The 20,502-nt window shown below is 34.1% G+C and carries 19 protein-coding genes and 2 riboswitches; of the genes, 8 read left to right on the plus strand and 11 right to left on the minus strand.

Translation table 11 applies throughout. From position 1 onward, the window contains the following. Positions 1-65: 65 nt before the first annotated feature. Genes Q0977_RS07390 through Q0977_RS07400 form a run of 3 tightly spaced genes read right to left on the minus strand, consistent with a single transcriptional unit; the run spans position 66 to position 1,720 of the window. Positions 66-437, minus strand: coding sequence for a nucleotidyltransferase family protein (locus tag Q0977_RS07390; protein WP_299512131.1), 372 nt, complete (start codon positions 435-437; stop codon positions 66-68). A gap of 16 nt (positions 438-453) precedes the next feature. Then, positions 454-678: an NTP transferase domain-containing protein gene (locus Q0977_RS07395; RefSeq protein ID WP_299512134.1), complete on the minus strand. Its 225-nt coding sequence runs from the start codon at positions 676-678 to the stop codon at positions 454-456. Next, positions 671-1,720, minus strand: a complete 1,050-nt coding sequence (locus Q0977_RS07400; RefSeq protein WP_299512136.1) for an XdhC family protein — start codon at positions 1,718-1,720, stop codon at positions 671-673. Before Q0977_RS07400 ends, Q0977_RS07395 begins: the two co-directional genes overlap by 8 nt. Positions 1,721-1,954: 234 nt before the next feature. Between Q0977_RS07400 and Q0977_RS07405 the strand changes: the two genes are divergently transcribed. Next, on the plus strand, positions 1,955-3,217 hold the full coding sequence (locus Q0977_RS07405) for an Nramp family divalent metal transporter (RefSeq protein WP_233548034.1): 1,263 nt from the start codon (positions 1,955-1,957) through the stop codon (positions 3,215-3,217). Positions 3,218-3,329: 112 nt separating this feature from the next. Here the strand turns inward: Q0977_RS07405 and Q0977_RS07410 are convergent, their stop codons facing one another. The 5 genes from Q0977_RS07410 to tlp form a co-directional block, all read right to left on the minus strand. Continuing rightward, the gene (locus tag Q0977_RS07410) at positions 3,330-5,309 is read right to left on the minus strand and encodes a methyl-accepting chemotaxis protein (protein ID WP_124218469.1); all 1,980 of its coding nucleotides are present in this window, start codon (positions 5,307-5,309) and stop codon (positions 3,330-3,332) included. Positions 5,310-5,725: 416 nt separating this feature from the next. After that, complete coding sequence (locus Q0977_RS07415) at positions 5,726-8,902, minus strand: DEAD/DEAH box helicase (protein WP_299512141.1); 3,177 nt, start codon at positions 8,900-8,902, stop codon at positions 5,726-5,728. Between the two features lie 273 nt (positions 8,903-9,175). Continuing rightward, complete coding sequence (locus tag Q0977_RS07420) at positions 9,176-11,326, minus strand: penicillin-binding protein 2 (protein ID WP_299512144.1); 2,151 nt, start codon at positions 11,324-11,326, stop codon at positions 9,176-9,178. A 175-nt stretch (positions 11,327-11,501) separates the two neighbouring features. Continuing rightward, on the minus strand, positions 11,502-11,744 hold the full coding sequence (locus tag Q0977_RS07425; RefSeq protein ID WP_299512147.1) for a small acid-soluble spore protein Tlp: 243 nt from the start codon (positions 11,742-11,744) through the stop codon (positions 11,502-11,504). A gap of 175 nt (positions 11,745-11,919) precedes the next feature. Beyond that, positions 11,920-12,141 carry a small acid-soluble spore protein Tlp gene (gene tlp / locus Q0977_RS07430; RefSeq protein WP_119415171.1) on the minus strand — a complete coding sequence of 74 codons (222 nt, stop codon included), beginning with the start codon at positions 12,139-12,141 and terminating at the stop codon, positions 11,920-11,922. Positions 12,142-12,273: 132 nt separating this feature from the next. On the opposite strand from tlp, the gene Q0977_RS07435 reads away from it, so the two are divergent. After that, a complete protein-coding gene (locus Q0977_RS07435) occupies positions 12,274-12,468 on the plus strand; it encodes a hypothetical protein (protein WP_119415172.1) in 195 nt (64 codons plus the stop codon). 106 nt (positions 12,469-12,574) lie between these two features. On the opposite strand, the gene Q0977_RS07440 is transcribed toward Q0977_RS07435, so the two are convergent. From Q0977_RS07440 to Q0977_RS07450, 3 genes are all read right to left on the minus strand, one after another. Continuing rightward, on the minus strand, positions 12,575-12,757 hold the full coding sequence (locus tag Q0977_RS07440; RefSeq protein WP_119415173.1) for a hypothetical protein: 183 nt from the start codon (positions 12,755-12,757) through the stop codon (positions 12,575-12,577). A gap of 85 nt (positions 12,758-12,842) precedes the next feature. Continuing rightward, positions 12,843-15,209 (minus strand): heavy metal translocating P-type ATPase, encoded by a 2,367-nt coding sequence (locus Q0977_RS07445; RefSeq protein ID WP_299512152.1) that lies wholly within the window; start codon positions 15,207-15,209, stop codon positions 12,843-12,845. 16 nt (positions 15,210-15,225) lie between these two features. Next, positions 15,226-15,600, minus strand: coding sequence for a metalloregulator ArsR/SmtB family transcription factor (locus Q0977_RS07450; RefSeq protein ID WP_119415175.1), 375 nt, complete (start codon positions 15,598-15,600; stop codon positions 15,226-15,228). Between the two features lie 157 nt (positions 15,601-15,757). After that, positions 15,758-15,866: riboswitch (TPP riboswitch) on the plus strand. Positions 15,867-15,940: 74 nt separating this feature from the next. Beyond that, a riboswitch (TPP riboswitch) is annotated at positions 15,941-16,030 on the plus strand. 73 nt (positions 16,031-16,103) lie between these two features. On the opposite strand from Q0977_RS07450, the gene Q0977_RS07455 reads away from it, so the two are divergent. From Q0977_RS07455 to Q0977_RS07480, 6 genes are all read left to right on the plus strand, one after another. Then, on the plus strand, positions 16,104-16,871 hold the full coding sequence (locus tag Q0977_RS07455) for an ABC transporter ATP-binding protein (protein ID WP_299512155.1): 768 nt from the start codon (positions 16,104-16,106) through the stop codon (positions 16,869-16,871). Beyond that, entirely contained in the window at positions 16,837-17,607 is a 771-nt protein-coding gene (locus Q0977_RS07460) for an ABC transporter permease (RefSeq protein ID WP_119415189.1), read from the plus strand. Before Q0977_RS07455 ends, Q0977_RS07460 begins: the two co-directional genes overlap by 35 nt. Positions 17,608-17,627: 20 nt before the next feature. Next, on the plus strand, positions 17,628-18,632 hold the full coding sequence (locus Q0977_RS07465) for an ABC transporter substrate-binding protein (protein WP_119415177.1): 1,005 nt from the start codon (positions 17,628-17,630) through the stop codon (positions 18,630-18,632). 12 nt (positions 18,633-18,644) lie between these two features. Beyond that, on the plus strand, positions 18,645-19,142 hold the full coding sequence (gene thiW / locus Q0977_RS07470; protein WP_119415178.1) for an energy coupling factor transporter S component ThiW: 498 nt from the start codon (positions 18,645-18,647) through the stop codon (positions 19,140-19,142). A gap of 308 nt (positions 19,143-19,450) precedes the next feature. Continuing rightward, a complete protein-coding gene (locus Q0977_RS07475) occupies positions 19,451-19,669 on the plus strand; it encodes a hypothetical protein (protein WP_119415179.1) in 219 nt (72 codons plus the stop codon). A 315-nt stretch (positions 19,670-19,984) separates the two neighbouring features. Next, positions 19,985-20,485 carry a GNAT family N-acetyltransferase gene (locus Q0977_RS07480; protein WP_119415180.1) on the plus strand — a complete coding sequence of 167 codons (501 nt, stop codon included), beginning with the start codon at positions 19,985-19,987 and terminating at the stop codon, positions 20,483-20,485. Positions 20,486-20,502: the final 17 nt, after the last annotated feature.

Consider the following 20,502-nt stretch of genomic DNA (forward strand, 5'->3'; position numbering starts at 1 on the left):
GTATCAATACTCAGCCAAGTTAGAGCAGTCTATCAAAAACATCTCTGATTTCATGACTCTTCACATTAGTTACCATAATATTGGAGTAAATGCTTATAGTCTTGCTTCGTATCAATATCTAAATTCCAATCCGTTTGCTCAAAATCTACATATTGTAAATGTTCTTTGTTCGCTTTAATAATACTTTTTCCACCTTCATCGCCTTTTAGATTTTGAAACTGATTAAAAAGGCTTCTATCAAATAATATTGGGTGACCTGGTTGTTGTTCGTAGCGAGGGCGAACTATGTATATGCCATTCTCTCTATTTTTTTGATAAGTATCTATCAGCTTTTCCACTACTTGATGTGCTACAAGAGGCTGATCCCCTAGAAAGATAAGGACAGCATCAAGGTCACCATCTATAGAATTTATACCCTCAATTAGAGAAGTGGACATGCCATTTGCATGCTGTTCATTGTATATCAATGATAAAGAGGGATAAAAAGGTTTTAATTCTTCTTATGAGTTGATCATAATACTTTCCTCCCACTACTACAATAGGTTCCAATTTATGTTGAACTGCCATTTCAATTGGATAGTGGATGATTGGAGTATCTTGAAAAGGAAGAAATAATTTCGGCTCTCCCATTCGCTTCGATTGTCCTGCTGCTAAAATAATTGCACCAATTTTACACATGAATTTTCCCTTTTCCATGTAAATATTGTGGGGTACGGTCTGCCCTTAAACACATCAGCTCAGATATAATGCTAATGGCTACTTCGTCCATCGACTCTGCTCCTAAATCTAATCCAACAGGTGAATGGATTGGCGCGCTATTTATACTATATCCAATATTATTTAGCATTTCATTTGTTCGATAAATTGGTCCTAAAACACCTATATAGCGAGGATTGCTTTCGATTGCATACTTTAAACTTACCTCATCTTTTTCCATATGATGATTCATAATAAGCCACCAACTATGATTTAGCTGTGAATCTGATAAATTCTCGATAGCAGAGGTAATATGTTTTGCATGTGGGAAATGTTGAAGATTATTTAAATTTGAGCGTGTATCTAAAACCGTCACGGAGAATCCTGCCTTATACGCTAATTCTACAAGAGGAACTGCATCTTTCCCTGCTCCTGCAACGATTAATTTCTCGCTAGGTTTCACAACGTCCATATAATATCTTTTGTTTTGATGTTCGATGACTTCTGCACGTGTTTGCTTCATATATATAGCTTCAGCATATTCGATCAATTCGATTGGTAAATCCGTATCGTTATGTAACTTGCTATTCATTTCTTGCAATACTTTTGTTTGACCATTTTCCATATCTATGATTAATGTAAATGATTCCTCATATGCGAGATGTTTTTCTACTTTCTTCCACGTTCCATCCTGTGGGAAAATAGGGAGAAACAGAATCTCTAAGTCTCCTTTGCAACCAATACCTAAACTCCAAATTTCTGTATCACTTAAATCGTACTTTAACGTCATAGGTTTCCTATTTTCAAATACTTTTGTCGCCCATTCATACAAATCCGCTTCTAAACAACCTCCACTTATTGTCCCTACCATGGTCCCGCCTGAAGTCATCAACATTTTCGTTCCCGGTAAGCGATAAGCAGAGCCTTTTACATCCGTTAAGATAACTAAAACCGTTTGTTCATCTTTTTCCCAAGCAATTTGTATTTGGTGAAAAAGCTCTTGAAATTCATGCAATCTTGACAATAGACAATCCCCCAATCTAGTTTATTTTTAATATATTAGCAAAATTCAAAATTGTATGTCAATGTATACATTAACTAAAAAACTAATTATTATTAACTAACTTTACAATGCAAATACAAAAGATGAGTAAAACAGTAACCTATTAAAATAATATTTGATTTTTCTGAAAACAAAATTGATAATTAAATTAATCGAACTGAAATCGATTACAAGTATTCAAAGGGGGTACATACAATGTTAGAACAAAAACAATTACCTTTAGAGCAAGAACAAATGATTAAAAAAGGATCTATTATTGGACCAGGATTAATCGTTGCTGCTACTGGGGTGGGTGCAGGAGATTTAGTTGCTGCACTTGTAGCGGGGACAAATTATGGATTAGTATTTCTATGGGCCATTATTGTTGGTTCTATACTGAAATTTGCTTTAAATGAAGGGGTAGGACGATGGCATTTAACTAGCGGAAAAACGATACTAGAAGGTTGGCACGCTATGGGGAAATGGGCAACTGGTTATTTTGGCGTTTACTCTGTCATTTGGGGCTTTGTTTATGGTGCTGCTGGTACCGCCTCATGTGCACTCGCAATGACAGCACTATTCCCTCAACTTTCTTTAACGCAATGGGCAATTATTCATGGATTATTAGGATTTGTACTTGTATGGTGGGGAAAATATAAAACATTTGAAAATGTGATGAACGTACTAATCGGCATAATGTTTGTTGCGGTTGTTGGATCTGCCCTACTTGTTATTCCACAACTAAGTGATATATGGGGAACTGCAATTCCAACACTTCCAAAAGGATCATTAGTATATGCCCTTGGTTTAATCGGTGGTGTCGGTGGATCTTTAACAATGGCTAGTTATGGCTATTGGCTACAAGAAAATAGATGGACTGGCCCCTCTTTTATACGTGCCGTTCGCTTTGACTCTGCTGTTGCCTATATTGTTACAGCGTTATTTACCTTATCCCTACTCGTATTAGGGGCAGGATTATTATATGGAACTGATTTTAATATTAGTGGGGAAAAAGGATTAGTCGATTTTGCTTCAATCTTAGGAAACGAATTACATCCTGCCGTTCGATATGTATTTCTAATTGGCTTCTGGTCTGCTTCATTTACCTCTGTACTTGGTGTATGGAATGGTGTCCCATATCTATTCGCGGATTTTATTAGAACTATTCGCCATCAAGATATAAATAATGATGACTTAAGCAAAACAAAAGCCTATCGTTTCTTTGTCTTATGGCTCACATTCCCACCCATGCTATTGCACTTCATCGGGAAACCGGTAGGACTAATCATTGCATATGGAGCACTGGGTTCGATTTTTATGCCTTTCTTGGCAATTACATTACTCTATTTACTAAACAAGAAGCAATACGTTGGGACCATTGATCGTAAACAATGGCTATCTAATATTGGTCTCGGTATTAGCATTTTATTATTTGTTATTTTAGCCATTAATGAATTAAGAAATATGTTTTTTGGGTAGTTATTACTATACTAGATTCATATGTTTGGACATAAGTGATTTCAGGTAAAGTAAAAAGGGAAATTGCACTATGCAATTTCCCTTTGGTATTTTAATGTGTTCAAAGTGAATCTTAATAGTTAAATTTAGAAACCGCTTTGTGTAATGTTTCTGCTAAATTTGTAAGTGATTGTGCTGATGAAGCAATTTCCTCCATAGAGGCTAACTCTTCTTCAGTTGATGCAGCAACTTCTTCTGCGGTTGCTGAGTTCTCTGTTGCAATATTTGTTAATTCTTGTGCAGTTGCAGTAACCTCTTGCAATGACGCAGACATTTGTTGAGCGATTCCAGAAACGCCTTCCAACTGAGGTGTCATTTCTTGTGCACTGCTAAGTATTTGTTTAAATTTATCGATAGCCCCTGTTGATACTTGAACGCCAGTTTGAACATCATTAGTGACTTTTTCCATTATTTGAACTGAATTATTTGTTTCTTCTTGAATTTTTTGAACGATTTCATATATTTCTTTAGCGGATGTTTGGGATTGTTCAGCTAATTTTCTAACTTCCTCCGCAACAACTGCAAAGCCTTTACCATGTTCACCAGCTCTCGCCGCTTCAATGGCTGCATTCAAAGCAAGTAAATTTGTTTGATCTGCAATATCTGTAATGACATTTAAGATAGTGCTTACTTCTTTAGAGCGATCATTTAAAGATTTAATCATTACATTTGATTCTGAAACAGATTGTTGAATTGAATTCATTTGATTTACAGTATTTGTAACAGCTTTTCCTCCTTCTTCCGCTTGTGTCGTTGTTAAATTTGCTAGTTCTGAGACTTTCATCGAATTCTCAGCAATTAGAGTGACACCTTCTGATACTTGTTGGATAGACTCTGCATTTTTACTAACACCTGTTGTTTGTTTTTCTGCATTTATCGAAACTTCTTGGATAGCTGTTGCAACTTGGTGTGTCACAGCGCTTGTCTGTTCTGTACTGGCAGTTAGTTCTTCTGCAGAAGCAGCAACTTGTTCAGCGCTTTGGTCTACTTCCTTCACTAGACCAATAAGACTTTTTTGCATATCTTTAAAAGCTTGTCCTAATTGGCCAATCTCATCATAATTATTAACAATTATTTCCTCAGATAAGTCACCTTTACTAATTGTTACCGCATTTTCTTTTAGTCTTTTAATTGGTTTTAAAATCGATTTGATAATAAAATATACAGCTATTGCACCAATGATTAAAGAAAGGATAAGGACTAAAACCGTCTTAGAAAAAATGGGCGATGCCTCTTTACTAATTTCTGATTTCGGAACTGTTCCTGCTAATTTCCATCCTGTTAATTTATTTGTCGTATATACTAATACGTTTTCTTTACCTTTCAATACATAATTCAAAGTTCCTTGTTCTTTTTTATATACATTATCAAAATATGCTTCTTTTGCGACACTTCCACCTTTAATAGTAGGATGTGAGATATACTTTCTATTTTTGTCTAATAGAAATGCATACCCTGTATCACCAAGTTTTACTTTACCTATTAAGTCTTCTAAATGGCTTAAATATATATCGACAGCTACAACGCCTGAACCGTCTTTAACCGATTGAGCAAGTGTAATACACCAGTTTTTTGTACTGGCATCTTGATAGGGCTCTGATATCGTAACCTTCCCTTGTGTTTCCATTGCATCCTTATACCAATCTCTATCTCGAGGATCATATCCAGCAGGAGGCATTGTATTTGCTGGTTTACTAATGATGCCACCTTTTTCATCGCCTACATATATACTTAAAACTTCTGGATGTAACTTTGCATACTCATCGAATCGTTGTCCAAGCTTCTGACTTTCATCTTTTTTGAGAGTATCTACATTAATATTCTGTGCAAAATACGCTACATCATCTATTTTAGACTGTACGGTTTTATTAATCGTGTCATTCAACACATTTGTTGTTCTATCAAAACCATCTAACATTTCATGTTTCACTGCTTTTTTGGCAGTTGAATACGCTTGGAATCCAATGATCATGGAAGGAATAACTAAAACAAGCAAAAAAGAAATCATTAATCTAGTCTTCAAACTTCCAATATGTTGTAAGTTTTTTTTCATTTCACTCACAATCCTCCTTTTTCATAATCTAATAATTGAAAAATTTGAGCGTCCTTTAGGCATTCTCTATTTTCACGGATGATTACTACATATAAATATCGTAAAATTCCGAAAAATTTATAGAATATTAATCAAAAAATAGATCTTACTATTATTTATCTTTCCTTTTATCTATTTAGGTCTATGAACTCATCATTTATCTATCTAGACCTATTAATAATAAAACTATAATTAGTACTTTTTTATCATACATAAAAATTTTCTGATTTTCAATAAAATTCGACATTGTTCAACAAATTTATACATTTACAATGGATTAAAGTAAAAAAGCGAGTATGATAACGAATGAGCCGTTATCATACTCGCAATTGCAAAATACTTTTTCAAATTCCTAGAATTCCCCTACTTCTTTCTGATTAAATCTGTAATATATCTCGAATATCATCTTCTGTTAAACCGGTTGGTGAATTTTCCGTTGAATTGACAATATCATCAATAAGCTCCTTCTTTTTTTCTTGAAGCTCATTCATCTTTTCTTCGATTGTACCACGTGCTATAAGCTTAATAACTTGTACCTCATTTTTTTGTCCAAACCGATGAGCACGGTCTGAAGCTTGTTCTTCAACTGCAGGATTCCACCAGAGATCATACAATATAACTGTATCTGCACTCGATAGGTTTAATCCAGTACCTCCTGCTTTTAAGGAAATTAGAAACAAATCTCGTTCCCCATCATTAAATCGATCACATATCTCTACTCTTTTTTGGGCAGACGTTTGTCCATCAAGATAGAAATACGTATATCCTCTCATCGTAAGTTCCTTTCCGATTAGCTCAAGCATTTTTGTGAATTGGGAGAATATCAATACTCTTCTACCGGAATGTTTGGATTCTTCGATAATTTTCAGCAACTGTTCGTATTTTGCTGAACTTCCTTTGTAACCTTCCACAAATAAGGCCGGATGACAACAAATTTGCCTTAATCTAGTAAGCCCGGCTAGAATTTTTATTCGATTTTTTCGAATCGTGTCTTGATCAAGGTGCTTTAACGTTTTATGGCGAAGCTTTGCTAAATAAGCTGCATAAAGCTGTTTTTGCTCCGGTAATAGCTCTGATGATTCGAGTGACTCCACTTTTTTAGGCAACTCTTCTAACACGTCTTCTTTTATCCTACGAAGTAAAAAAGGTCTTACCCTTCTGGCAACTGCTTTCTTAGGCAAATAGCTAAAATCTCTTAATCCTTGGAAAAGCTGAGGAAAGACAACATGGTAAATGGACCAAAGTTCTTCAAGAGAATTTTCAATAGGTGTTCCAGTCAGTCCAAAACGATTATTTGCCTGTAATCTTTGAACGGTTCGAGCAGTTTGTGTGACTGGATTTTTAAATGCCTGTGCCTCATCAAAGAAAACCGTATGAAATTGTTGATCTTCATACCACTTTATATCTTGTCTAAGTAATGGATAGGATGTAATTAGGACATCCATCTCTTCTGTATCCTTTTGTAAATTCTCTCGTTCTAGTTTATTTCCATCTATCACTACTGCTTCTACTTCAGGTGCAAATTTAATGAGTTCGTGTAACCAATTGTAGGTTAAAGAGGAAGGACAAACGATGAGTACAGGGAGTTTTTGACTTCTTATCGCTGAAAGTTCTGAAACAATATATGTAATACTTTGTATCGTTTTCCCTAGCCCCATATCATCTGCTAATACCCCGCCAAACCCATAAGTTGCGAGTATTTTTAACCACTTATACCCTGTTTTTTGATAGTCTCTTAATATTGGATTTAAACTTTTAGGCACAACAATATCTAGTGAACTTGGGTCTATTAACTGATTCAGAAAATGACGAAATGATTCTTCAACCGTGAAGATTTCACTATCCATCCTATCTAAAAATTGAAGTCCCTGCGAGATCGGCATATCAAGACTTGTTTCATAACCGTCATCTTGCTTTGGTACTTCATCTAGAAAGTTTTGTAATTCCTCCATTTCTTTTGTTTCAAGTGATAGTAATGTACCATTTTGAAGACGAAAATATTTCTTTTTAACTTCAAGTGCTGCTAAAATCTCTCGAATTTGGTCATCAGCAATACCTTTCATCTCAAACTTAAATTCTAACCAATTCATCCGATCCTTTTTATGCTTAATACGAATAGTTGGAAAATGATTCGTCACGATTCGGTTCCGAACAGCAGTTGTTGCATAGATTTGTACCAATTGATGAAGTTTAGGGACAACATGATACAAAAACTTATACTCCAGCTCCTCATTTTGCATATAATAGCCGCCTTCTGTTTTCGTAAAGCCACTTTCGTCCATGAGTTGAAGTATTTCCTCTTCTTTGTCTAAATCCCTAATAATCATAGGTCCTATAGGAATATCTCTGCTTTCTAATGGTTGAATAATGACATTTTCATATTGAAATTCCACCCCTGCTAGTAGACGATTATGAATACGATCTAAGTAAAGCTTAGCAATCAAAGGCTGTTTCATCATTTTCTGCGTTATTTTTCTATTCAATTCGACCATACCAATTTTTTTCAAACCAGGTACAATCTTATTGAAAAAAATATCAACTTGGTTATTTGGAATTGAAATATAATTTGCATCCCTATGAGGAAGCATGTTCTTAAGTTCACATACCCTTGCAAAATCTTTTTCATCCAATTTATATATATTTTCTCCCCAAATAATACATCCATAAGATTCCATAACGATCATCTGCTCAATACCTGTAATCGTTAATTGGTAATCATTTTCCTTTTCTGCTACTTCTTCTACTGTAAAATGTAAAGGTAACGGACCATTTAATAATTTAAAAGGCTCTCTGTTATTTTCTAAAGTTGTTGAAACTACCTCCAATCGTTTTAGAAGCCTGTCCCAATTGGATGGCGGTATTAATAATATTTCCTCACTTATACTCTCTAATGGATTCAATTGACTTTTTTCATCTTCCACTAATGCAATGAGAAGCTGTATCACTTCATCCGTGTTATTTTCAAAGCAATGAATCGTAGAGTCATATTGAAAATCTGCAGATAAATCACTCGTTTTCCCTAGTTTTACATCTTGAAGAAACGCTCTTATATTCTTTACTTTAAGGTTGTTTATATTTAATTTAATGCCAAATAAATGCTGATTTGTTTGGCGTGCAATTGGTTTTAATGTAAATGCTACATCCAGTATTTCTCTATTTTCAAAATGTAATTGATGTCCACTAGTTCTTTTTGATTTGTGTTCAAAGATTTTCATGAAATCTTCAGTAATCTCTCTATTTTTATCATGTAGATTATTAGGAGATATTCCGAGTTGTTGTAGATCTTGTATTGCTAATAATACAGCCGCAACATGCTGACAACTTTTTTGAAAGTTCATCAACTTAGGACAACTACAAGTAGTCTTTAGTTTCCCTATTGAATCCTTTTCAATCGTAACATGAAAATCCTCAGTTCCATTTACTGTAGCTTCACAATAATCTTCACTATAATGATTCAAGATGACCTTTTTTGAACGATTAAAAGAGTCTCCCCTTTTGAAAGCAACGGTACCGCACATATCTTTTATCATTTTGTGGGTTACTTTTAGATCCATGTACTCCCGCTCCTTTCTACCAAAACTAACTGAATTCTATAGATATTCCTATCTTATCATCTATTCAACATTCAAACTATACATAGCACCTCATAACAATACGTATCACATGCAGTCTGAAATGCTGCTTTTCAAACTACTAGTTGAAGTGAATAAAAGCGACTTCTTCGACTGAAAAGATATCCGCAGCGGGTTCTAAACGTAAAAAAAGTGCAAATTGACTTGATTGCACTTTTTCTTTTGAAACGACCACTGTCATTGAAAGTCCACTTCCTAATCATCTTCTGAATCTGATTTGAATTTTTGAACTTTTTTACCAACGGGATGATCATTATTCTTCATATTTTTCTTTTGTAATTTAAAATATTCTTCAATAGCCTGTCTTGCAATGATATTATTCGTGTAAGTTGAAATTGAGCCAGATGTTGTAACCCATGGAATAACAACTGCATACGCAATTTTTGGATTGTTGTATGGTGCAAAACCTATATGAGTGATTGTTAAGGTTTTTGTACCATATAATGATTTTTCTGGTCCATAGTATACCACTTCTGCAGTACCTGTTTTTCCAGCAGCATCAAAATTAGTATCTTTAAAGTTAAATGCAGCAGAGCCTTGATTACCATAATAAACTCTATGCATCCCCTTTTTTACATGTTCTATTTCTTCTTGTGGATTTTCTATGATATTTAAAACCTTTGGATTTTTTTCTTCAATAATATTTCCTAGTGTTTTACCGTCTTTAGAAGGTTCACGAATTTCTTTTAATACATGTGGCTGTATTCTCTTTCCTCCATTTGCAATAGTCGAAACATATTGTGCTAATTGTAGAGGAGTAAAAGTATCATATTGGCCAATTACTAAGTCTAAAAACTTACCTGATATTGTTTCCGTTCCTTTAACACCTGTGGTTTCACCTGGTAAGTCAATACCTGTTTCGACCCCTAAACCAAACTGCGCAAAGGAATTTCGAACTTTTGTAAAATTATTGCCATCAATACGTAATCCAGCACCAGGTACGTAATTGACACCAGCAATTTTAAAGGCTGTTTGGAACATATAAACATTTGATGATCGTTCCAATGCTGTTAAGTCATCTAAATAAATTGAACCAGAAGTATTAAAAATCGATTTTTTGATAGTTCCAGCAATATTAATCGGTGTATCTAATAACACTTGATTTGGTTTAATGGCACCAAGAGAGTAGCCCGTTAACAATGTTGCAGGTTTTACAACAGAACCAACTTCATAAGCAGAAGTGTATGTTCCAATTGCATAATCACTTACCTTTACATGACCATTTTGATCACGGTCAAGTTTTTTTCCAACCATAGACAAAACTTCACCAGTGTTTGGATTCATCATAACTAGAAATGCTCGGTCGAGTAAACTCGATCCTCCTTTAAATTTTGCTTCAAGTAGTTGTTTTTCAACGACGTTTTCCATTTTTAACTGTAACTCACTATTAACTGTTAAAACTAAATCATTTCCTGGGGTTCCTTCAAATATTGTATTTGTGCCCATTACTTGTCCAGATTTATTTGTTTTACTTTTTATAACGGCCTTTTTCCCCTGCAATAGTTCTTCATATTCTTCTTCAAAATAACTTTTCCCCACTCGATCATTCATCGAATAATTTCTAGCTAAATAGTAATCTAATTTTTCTTTAGGAATTCCTTCTACTGGTGTAGTCGTTGAACCCAGAATACTTAACTTTGATTTTTTTACTCGTACCCAGTCTGTAGATGTGTTGACATTTGGTAATTCAAATAAATGCTCTGAAACAACTGCAAATTCCTTATGTGTCACATTATCACTTTTAATAATTTGAGGTGTTAAATTGTAACCCGCTACCATTTTGCTATATATAGCTAATACCTGTAAGTCCTTTTTCGTTAAACTTTTTAGTTCATCTTCAGTAATACGTTCACGAACTAATTGATCGATCTTTGCTTGTTTTTTAGAAGAAGTTAGTTTTTCATTTTTTTCGATAACATCCTTTTCTTTTTTTGTGACTTTTTTATAGGCTAATTTCTTATGTAGTAAAATCCAATAATTTTGCTTATCACGTAATGCTATTTTGGAAGTATCCATTTTAATATAACTGGATAATTTAATTGCTGTTTTATGCATTTCTGTAGTCGATGTTGTTGGGAGTTTTATATATGTAATAGCATTTTTGGGCTTATTGTCTACTAAAATACGGCCTGACCGATCATAAATACGACCACGTGGTACATTTGTATTTACTGTTACCTCTTCAGTTTTTTTAACCTCTCTTACATAGTCTTTTCCCTTTACAATTTGCAAATAACCTAAACGCAAAATCAGCATGGAAAATAAGATGAAAATTGAAAAGAAAAGAACATTCATACGAAATATAAGCTTTTCATATGGTTTGTTTGATTTTTTTCTTTGACGCAAACTAAGGCACCTCCTCTATTTAATTTCCTAATACATTTAATAATACAATAATAATACTACATAAACATTAAAATAATATTTTTACTTTAATTTACAATTAAAGAAAATGGAATGAATCCCCCAATAATTAACAAAAACCGCCATATATAATTAAATATAGCGGTTCTTTGTTTATTTATTTAAAACTATCTCTCCATGCTTTTTCTGCTGCTTTATCTGCTTTTTCTTTTTCTTTTATTTGAATTTCTCGTTTACGGCGTTGATTTTTTTCTTGAAGATGTTCTAGTTCTTCCTCACCTGCAAATTCCATTGCCATCTCAGCTTCAGCGATATTTTTCTTTGTATTTTCAATCATACTTTGAATTCTTAAACCACTATTGGATCTATCGTTTGATTCGGGACGATGATTATCCGACATTTGCGAACCTCCTCTTGTTTTATCTATATTAGTTTGTTTTTCTTTGTTCAGTTTATACGGACGATTCGTATGTTAAAACTGCTATAAGGTCGTGTCTGAAAAGCACCTTAAGTAATTTATAGAAAGAAAGGGCTGTCCCATAATTTTATAATTATAGGACAACCCCCTCTTTTAATTATTGATATCCGTTTTTTCGAGCTGCAGCTTCGTCTTGAATTTCTTCTTTCATGCCTTCGATTGCATGTTTACGACGTTTGTTTTTCTCTTTTATTTTTTGGGCTTCGTTTGGTCCAGCGAATTCTGCACTGAACTCAGCTTTTTCAATATTTTCTTTCGTATTTTGAACTGCTGTTTTTAATCGCTCCACATTATTTGATCTGTCATCAGGTTTTGCCATTTTCTAGTCCTCCTACATAAGATCATTTTAGTATTGCAGCATTAGTTTGACTAGCTTTGCTGTTTTTATGCGTTGATATGAGAGGATAAAAAATAATGATTTGAACAAATTATATTTGGGAGGTGAAATTCCATGCCTAAACAAAATGGGTATAAACCTAAAAACAAAAAGAATCATAACAGCAATTTTAAAGATGCTAAAGATACAAGAACCACAAATGATCCACGTAATAGCCCTGATAACTATAAAGCAGAATTTGCGGCTGAATGGAGAGAAAACGCCATAGCTAATATCAACAAACAATCAAATGACAAAGTTGATAAATGATATATATTAATGACACCATGATTATGGTGTCATTTTATTATCTGAATGTCTTTGAATGAAAAAAGGCAATTAAAATGTTATTCCACATTCTAATTGCCCCATTTAGCTACTCTAAATTTTGGCGTGCTATTTCTTCTGATTTATCTATTTTTTTCTGTTTTGATCCGAAAAGTTTTTTTGTGATTTTAATCTTATTATCGTTCTGTTTATTTTCCGGATTATATTCTAACCCAAATTCTTCAGAATTACCAAAATTACCATGCGATCTTGGAATTAATTTGTCTGGCATATAATACCCTCCTAATACTATTTTGAATTACAGTATTAGTTTGGATTTTCTTTTCAGCTTTATACTTTCAAAATATTTGTAATCACTAGTTGACGCGCAACACTCTCATTGCATTTAAAACAGCAAGTAAAGTTACACCAACATCTGAAAAAACAGCTTCCCACATTGTAGCAATACCAAATGCACCTAATAAAAGAAAAACAGCTTTGATACCTAAAGCAAACCATATGTTTTGCCATACGATTTTGCGAGTATTCTTTGCTATGCTAATTGCCTCTGCAATTTTAGATGGCTCGTCTGTCATGATGACTATATCTGCTGCTTCGATGGCAGCGTCAGATCCTAATCCGCCCATAGCAATACCAACATCTGCACGTGCTAATACAGGTGTATCATTAATACCATCACCAACAAATGCAATTTTTTCTTTTGGTAGTTTTTGAACATCTATTTTTTCAATTTTTTCCACTTTATGTTGAGGTAGCAACTCTGCATATACTTCATCAATTCCAAGTTGTTTTCCAACCGATTCTCCCACAATTTTAGAATCTCCGGTTAGCATAACTGTCTTCTTAATGCCTAGTTCTTTTAATAAGCGAATGGCATGCGCGGAATCTTCTTTAACTTCATCTGAAATACTAATGGCTCCTGCATATTTTTTGTCGATAGCAACATGAACAATGGTACCAACTTCAGTTATTTGCGGATATGAAATTTGCTCTTTTTTCATAAATTTTGCATTGCCAACTAATATTTCTTTTCCATTGATCATAACTTGAATCCCATGTCCCGGGATTTCTTTATAGTCTTTTAATAATTGTTTATCGACATTTTTACCGTATGCATCGAGAATAGATTGAGCAATTGGATGGTTTGAATATACTTCGGCAATAGCAGCGAATTCTAATAGTTCATCTTTCGTCCATGTGGAAGTCGGAAGTATACTATTCACCGCAAACACACCTTTTGTAAGCGTACCTGTTTTGTCCATCACTACATATTTGACATCATTTAACGCTTCTAAATAATTACTTCCTTTAACAAGGACTCCTTTTTTCGAAGCAGCACCTATTCCTCCAAAGAATCCAAGAGGAATCGAAACGACAAGTGCACATGGACAAGAAATAACTAAAAAAATTAATGCACGGTAAATCCAATCTGAAAAAGTTGCACCAGTTATTAGCAATGGTGGAATAATAGCAAGAATAGTAGCTACAATCACAACGACTGGTGTATAATAGCGGGCAAATTTTGTAATAAAGTTCTCTGTAGGAGCCTTACGACTGCTTGCATTTTGAACTAATTCTAAAATTTTTGAAACAGTTGATTCGCCAAAGTCTTTTGTCACTTCTACTGTTAGAAGACCGTTTTTATTGATAAATCCACTTAGTACTTCATTTCCAACTTCAACTTCACGTGGTACAGATTCTCCTGTTAAGGCAGACGTATCAACCATCGAATGACCTTCAGTAATTACTCCATCTAAAGGCACTTTTTCACCAGGTTTAATAATGATTATATCTCCTTCTTTTACATCTTCTGGAGAAACTTTTAGCACATTATTCCCACGTTTAACATTTGCAGAATCAGGTCGAATATCCATCAATGCACTAATCGATTTGCGTGAACGATTAACAGCGATTCCTTGGAACAGTTCACCAATTTGATAGAACAGCATAACTGCTACACCTTCAGGATACTGCCCAACTGCAAATGCACCAATTGTTGCTAATGTCATTAAAAAATGTTCATCGAAAACTTGCCCTCTAAAAATATTTTTAACAGCCCTTAGTACGATATCTCCACCGATAATGAGGTAACCAATGATGAACAAACTTAACTCTCCGATATTGGATAGCGGAGCAAACATACCAATTGCAGCCAATATAGCACCAATGGATAAGCGAGTCACCATTTTTTTCGTAGTACTACTCGCATGATCATCATGATTATGTTGTTTATTTCCGCTATTATGTATCTCGGATACAACATTTACATCTGGTTCTATTTTTTTTATAATTTCCGTTGCTTTTTTCTCCAAGTCTTCCATTTGATCTGGATTTGAAGCTTTAATTTGCAATTTTTTGGTTACAAAGTCAACAGAAGAATGAGTGACTCCTTCAAGTTTTCCTACTTCAGTCTCAATCTTCGCTGCACAATTGGCACAATCCAATCCATTCAAATATAAAGTTCTCATAATACTCGGATTATTTTTTTCTAGTATTGTAATATCAGGTTCTAGAGTTTTGACTTTCTTCTTTGCTTCAGCTACAACATCTTCTACTTGTTTTTCATCTGTTTCCATTAAAAGTGACTTTGTTACAAAGTTCACTGAGCAATTTGAAATCCCATCTATTGTTTTAACACCATTCTCAATTTTTTGAGCACAGTTGGCACAATCTAATCCTTCTAATATGAGTTCACGTTTTACTTTTGCCTTTCCTTCGTCCATTTGTTATTCACCCTCTTTATTCTTTTCCTTCATTTGTATGAATCATTGCAATTGATACTAGTTGGTGTACGTGTTCATCTGCTAATGAATAAAAGGCGAGCTTTCCTTGTTTTCGAAATTTCGCTAATCCCATATTTCTTAATAATCGTAAATGGTGCGAAGCAGTTGCAGTTGAAGAACCAATGATATTTGCTACATCGCATACACATAATTCCTTTTCTAAAGTTAAAGCATATGCAATTTTTAACCTTGTTGAATCGGCTAATGCCTTAAATAGCAATTCAACACCATTCACTTCTTCTATTTGCTGTTTTATCTTCGTTACTTTTTCTTCGTTGTAACAAAATACTTCACAACTATCTGAATTCGTTTTCTGAGCATCTTTACTCAAATCATCCACCTCAGTCAAACATCCGTTTGAATATAGTATATGCTTCAAACTTTACAATTGTCAAAAATGTCCTCAAATTATATTTTTTATCCAGATTATCTTAATAATGAAAAGTCTTGCATAAATTTTTGTACGTGATAAGCTATATAAGGAAACTGAATAGCACTAGGGGTGTCCGAGGACGGACTGAGACTGAACACCGGTGTTCTAAACCCTTTGAACCTGATCTAGTTTACGCTAGCGGAGGGAAGTGAGTTATATAAGTAATGATTCTTGTTATTTAACCCACTCTCCTATTGAGTGGTTTTTTTATTTGTACGAAACAACAATTAAATATTATTGATTCTACTAGGGGCGCCAATTGGCTGAGATTGTACCCTTTGAACCTGATCTAGTTTGCACTAGCGGAGGAAAGTAGTTTATGAGACATGTTATTTAATGTTTTACCGAAACTGCTTTCTTTATAGGAAGCAGTTTTTATTTTGTTTTAGGAGGGAGAAAAAATGACACTTAAGTTAAAAAATATTTCTTATAGCTATAGCAACAAGGACAAACAAAAAAATCAAGTAATTTCAAAACTGAATATGGAGATAAAAAAGGGAGAATTCATCTCTATTGTAGGTAGAAGCGGGACTGGGAAAAGTACCATTTTAAGATTAATGACGGGTCTTCTTCAACCCGACGAAGGTGAAATCCGCATTGATGATCTAGAGATTTCTTTAGGTGATGTTGGCTATATGCCACAAAAGGATTTACTACTTCCTTGGCGTACGATTCTCGATAATATTTTAATTGCGTCTGAAATTCAAAAGGATTTACATATATCGAAGGATGAAGCGAGGGTTTGGTTACAAAGAGTAGGCCTTAGTGAATACGAGCACGCACTACCAAAACAACTTTCTGGAGGTATGCGACAACGTGTAGCTTTTTTACGTGCCCTATTAACAGGAAAAGATGTGCTTTTACTCGACGAACCCTTTGGAGCCCTTGATGCATTGACAAAAAAGGAAATGCAATCTTGGTTATTATCCATTTGGCAAGATTTAAACAAAACGATTGTTTTTATCACACATGATTTAGAAGAAGCCATTTTTGTTAGTGATCGGATTTTGTTATTACATCCAGATCAACGGATAGAAGAAATTTTAATACCCTTGCCACGTCCACGAAAATCGGAAATGCTTTTTTCTGAAGAAATCGTAACACTACGTCAAGAATTGGAGAAGAAAATTGCAAATGAAAGCACTCAAAAATTTTCTACAAACCTATAGTTTATTTATCGGATTTTCAATCATTGTACTTGCTATTGTTGAATGGCTTGTACGGTCTAAAATTGTTCCAAGTTTTATCATACCAGCACCAACTGGGGTTGTATCAATGATTTTTGCGAATTGGCAACCACTTTTAATCGAGCATTTAAGTGCCACAATGTTAGAATTTTTTATTGGATTTTCTATCGCTGTCATTGGGGGCATACTTATTGCAGTTATCATGTTTTTCTCAAAAACTATTGAAAAGATTGTCTATCCAGCAGTGGTGATCTCACAAATGATACCTATTATTGCACTTTCCCCAATCTTTGTACTGTGGTTTGGATATACCATCTGGAGCAAGGTGGCTGTCACTTTCTTAATCTGTTTCTTCCCTATTGTTGTGGGAACTTATGACGGTTTGAAGTCCTGTGATAAAGAATATATCGAAATGCTACGTTCGATGGGCGCAAACCGATTTCAAATTTTTCAAAAGTTACAAATCCCAATGGCACTGCCTTCCTTTTTCTCAGGCTTTAAAATGGCCATTGTTTTTGCCCTTGTTGGAGCCACTATTGGAGAATGGCTCGGTGCAAGTGAAGGGTTAGGCTATTATAGCAGAAGAATGTCAGGAAACTTAAATGCCGAAGGCGTCTTTGCAGCTATCACAGTATTAACCATTGTAGGTATTCTATTATTTGCATTAGCGTCATGGATAGAAAAAAGAGTTACAAATAAATGGAGCAAAGCCAACTAAATTAATAGGAGATGTTAAACATGAAGAAGTGGATGAATATTGCAATTGTACTTTTCTTAATCGTATTTTTAACAGGTTGTAATGGAAATAATCAAGCTTCCACAGAAAATGGCAAAAAACTAGATAATATTAGTATCATGCTAGATTGGTATCCAAATGCAGTCCATTCTGCCATTTATGTAGCAAAAGAGAAAGGTTATTTCAAAGATGAAGGTTTAAATGTAAAAATTGAAATGCCTGCAGATACAAATGATCCTCTGAAACTTGCAGCTACGGGAAAAGTAGATTTGGCAATCAGCTATCAAAATCAAGCAATTTTATCAAAATCTGAAGGAATCCCGATTGTCTCTATTGCATCACTCGTTAGACATCCACTCGACCGTTTAATGATGAAAAAATCTTCTGGTATTGATTCACCTAAAGATTTAGAGGGGAAAAATGTAGGCTATTCTTCTAGTGAATTAAGCGAAGCGACACTTAAGTCTATGGTCGAAGCAGATGGAGGCGATTTTAGTAAAGTGAAAATGACAGATGTAGGTTGGGATTTAATCTCTTCTGTTGCAACTAATCATGTGGATGCTATTATTGGCGGTTACATCAATCATGAATATGTCTTATTAAACAAAGAAGGATATGATATGAAAGCCATTAAAACAAGCGATTTTGGTGTACCTGACAATTATGAATTAGTCATCGTAACAGGTCAAAACACTTTAAACCATAAAAGAGATGATATCGAGAGATTTTGGAAAGCCGTTACTAAAGGCCAAGAAATTGTTAAGCAAAGTCCAAAAGAGAGTCTTCAAGTGTTACTAGATCACGAAAATGATAGTTTCCCACTAGATAAAGATGTTGAAACCAAAAGTTTAGAAATCCTTTTACCACTTATGGAGGATGATGGCGTACCATTTGGCTATCAAGAAAAAGAAAGTTGGGAACAAGCTGAAAAGTGGCTGTATAAAAAGGACGTTATTAAAAGCCACGTGAAACCTGAAGAAATTATGGAAAATATAATTGCTAAATAAGGGGTGAATACCATGAACAATTCGAGAAAACTAACCTATACCGCTATTATTGCTGCCATTACAACCATATCGAGTAATATTATTTACATTCCTTTAGGCTTTGTGAAAGTATTTCCTATACAGCACTTTGCCAATATATTATCCGCCGTACTTCTGGGACCCTGGTATGCAGTATTGCAAGCTTTCATAACTTCTACCCTTAGATTACTACTTGGAACTGGAACTGTGTTTGCTTATCCAGGTAGCATGATTGGTGCATTTCTCGCTTCTTTCCTATTTGCGAAAACCCAAAAAATAGCATTTGCTGGAATAGGAGAAGTCATTGGCACAGGTATTATTGGAGCCGTAGCCACTTATCCAATTGCTATATTACTTTTAGGACAAAAAGCAAGTTTATTTGGTTTAGTCCCTGCATTTGCAATTAGTTCTTTCACAGGGGCGATAATGGGATACGGATTATTGAAAATCTTAAACAAAAATCATATATTAGTTCATATCTCTTCAAAATAGAATTTACTAAACTGAGTCAATTTCATAATTCGAAGTTTTGATATAAAACATGGAAATTGAATGAGGGGATTATTTGTGCTATTTCTATTAGATTATTGTCTAATAGCGGAAGATGGCGACTCCTGCGGAAAGCGAGGAGGCTCAACGCTCGCCCGCGGAAAGCGCCATCTGGAGCGGCATATTGAACATATAGTATATTATAAGTAAAGTATTTATAAAATTGACTAAACTACTAAAAAATTGTTCTATATTTCTCCTCTTTTCATAAAATGAACAAAATAAATTGTTCTATAAGGGGATAGTAGAAGATGTATAATGTTCATTTTTATGAAAAGAAAACCGTTGTTTTAAGTCAATTACGAGAAACATTACCGTTAGTCAATGATCCTATTAAGATTAAGGGCCGAAAAGGTACAGTTATTGATATTATCAAAATATCCGAGCAAACGATTAATGTGCTAATCGAATTTGAAAAGGAAAAGAAAAAACAAAATCTATCAAAAGAGATTGGGAAGAAAAGAAAATAACTCAAAAAAGCCATGCTTACATTATCAAGTTCATCGAAAAAGAATATGAATATAAATATTCATTATTTTCACTTTTTCTGTGTTCTCGATTGTATACAATGGCTTTTTTACTTTTCTTATTTAACTAACACTTCTTCAATCGGCAGAACCGTAGAATACTTAACTTCTCTTAAAATTATGATTCATATTATCAAAATAAAGTGCTAAAATTATTAACATTAAAGCGGAGCTTCACTTTTTAATCTCCACTGTGTATCAATTATTTCAAATCTACAAAAACTAGTAGGTCATCTTATTTAGTAAGGGGAAATTTTCATGATAGAAAAAGTAACTTTTAGAGATGCAAACATCGAAGATTTACCAACAATAGTTGCGATTTATAACTCAACTGTTGCAAGTAGAATGGTGACAGCAGATACTGAACCTGTTTCGATTGAAGAGCGTACACCATGGTTTAATGAGCATAATCCATCAAAGAGACCTTTGTGGGTCGTCGAATATGAAGGCGAGATTTGTGGATGGATAAGTTTCCAATCATTTTATGGACGACCTGCATATGATTCAACTGCGGAGTTAAGTATTTATCTAGATGAAAAATTTAGAGGAAAAGGAATTGGCAAACTTACATTAAAACATGCAATAGATGCATGTCCAAGTTTAAAAATTCAAAATTTATTAGGATTTATATTTGCCCACAATGATGCAAGTTTACATCTTTTTGTTGATTTTCAATTTGAAAAATGGGCCCATTTACCAGAAGTTGCTGAGTTAGATGGAGTAAAAAGAGATTTGATCATTATGGGGAAAAAAGTTTAAACAAATTAGTATAGCAC

This window comes from uncultured Rummeliibacillus sp., from assembly GCF_934216135.1.
Classification (GTDB): Bacteria; Bacillota; Bacilli; order Bacillales_A; family Planococcaceae; genus Rummeliibacillus.

Bases quoted from the DNA above. Each gene is read 5' to 3' on its own strand.
- Q0977_RS07425 (WP_299512147.1), bottom strand. From the start codon at position 11,744: ATGTCGGATAATCATCGTCCCGAATCAAACGATAGATCCAATAGTGGT.
- Q0977_RS07435 (WP_119415172.1), top strand. From the start codon at position 12,274: ATGCCTAAACAAAATGGGTATAAACCTAAAAACAAAAAGAATCATAAC.
- Q0977_RS07460 (WP_119415189.1), top strand. From the start codon at position 16,837: ATGAAAGCACTCAAAAATTTTCTACAAACCTATAGTTTATTTATCGGA.
- Q0977_RS07390 (WP_299512131.1), bottom strand. From the start codon at position 437: ATGTCCACTTCTCTAATTGAGGGTATAAATTCTATAGATGGTGACCTT.
- Q0977_RS07440 (WP_119415173.1), bottom strand. From the start codon at position 12,757: ATGCCAGACAAATTAATTCCAAGATCGCATGGTAATTTTGGTAATTCT.
- Q0977_RS07415 (WP_299512141.1), bottom strand. From the start codon at position 8,902: ATGGATCTAAAAGTAACCCACAAAATGATAAAAGATATGTGCGGTACC.
- Q0977_RS07475 (WP_119415179.1), top strand. From the start codon at position 19,451: ATGTATAATGTTCATTTTTATGAAAAGAAAACCGTTGTTTTAAGTCAA.
- Q0977_RS07445 (WP_299512152.1), bottom strand. From the start codon at position 15,209: ATGGACGAAGGAAAGGCAAAAGTAAAACGTGAACTCATATTAGAAGGA.
- Q0977_RS07405 (WP_233548034.1), top strand. From the start codon at position 1,955: ATGTTAGAACAAAAACAATTACCTTTAGAGCAAGAACAAATGATTAAA.
- Q0977_RS07480 (WP_119415180.1), top strand. From the start codon at position 19,985: ATGATAGAAAAAGTAACTTTTAGAGATGCAAACATCGAAGATTTACCA.
- Q0977_RS07410 (WP_124218469.1), bottom strand. From the start codon at position 5,309: ATGAAAAAAAACTTACAACATATTGGAAGTTTGAAGACTAGATTAATG.
- tlp (WP_119415171.1), bottom strand. From the start codon at position 12,141: ATGGCAAAACCTGATGACAGATCAAATAATGTGGAGCGATTAAAAACA.
- Q0977_RS07465 (WP_119415177.1), top strand. From the start codon at position 17,628: ATGAAGAAGTGGATGAATATTGCAATTGTACTTTTCTTAATCGTATTT.
- Q0977_RS07455 (WP_299512155.1), top strand. From the start codon at position 16,104: ATGACACTTAAGTTAAAAAATATTTCTTATAGCTATAGCAACAAGGAC.
- Q0977_RS07395 (WP_299512134.1), bottom strand. From the start codon at position 678: ATGTGTAAAATTGGTGCAATTATTTTAGCAGCAGGACAATCGAAGCGA.
- thiW (WP_119415178.1), top strand. From the start codon at position 18,645: ATGAACAATTCGAGAAAACTAACCTATACCGCTATTATTGCTGCCATT.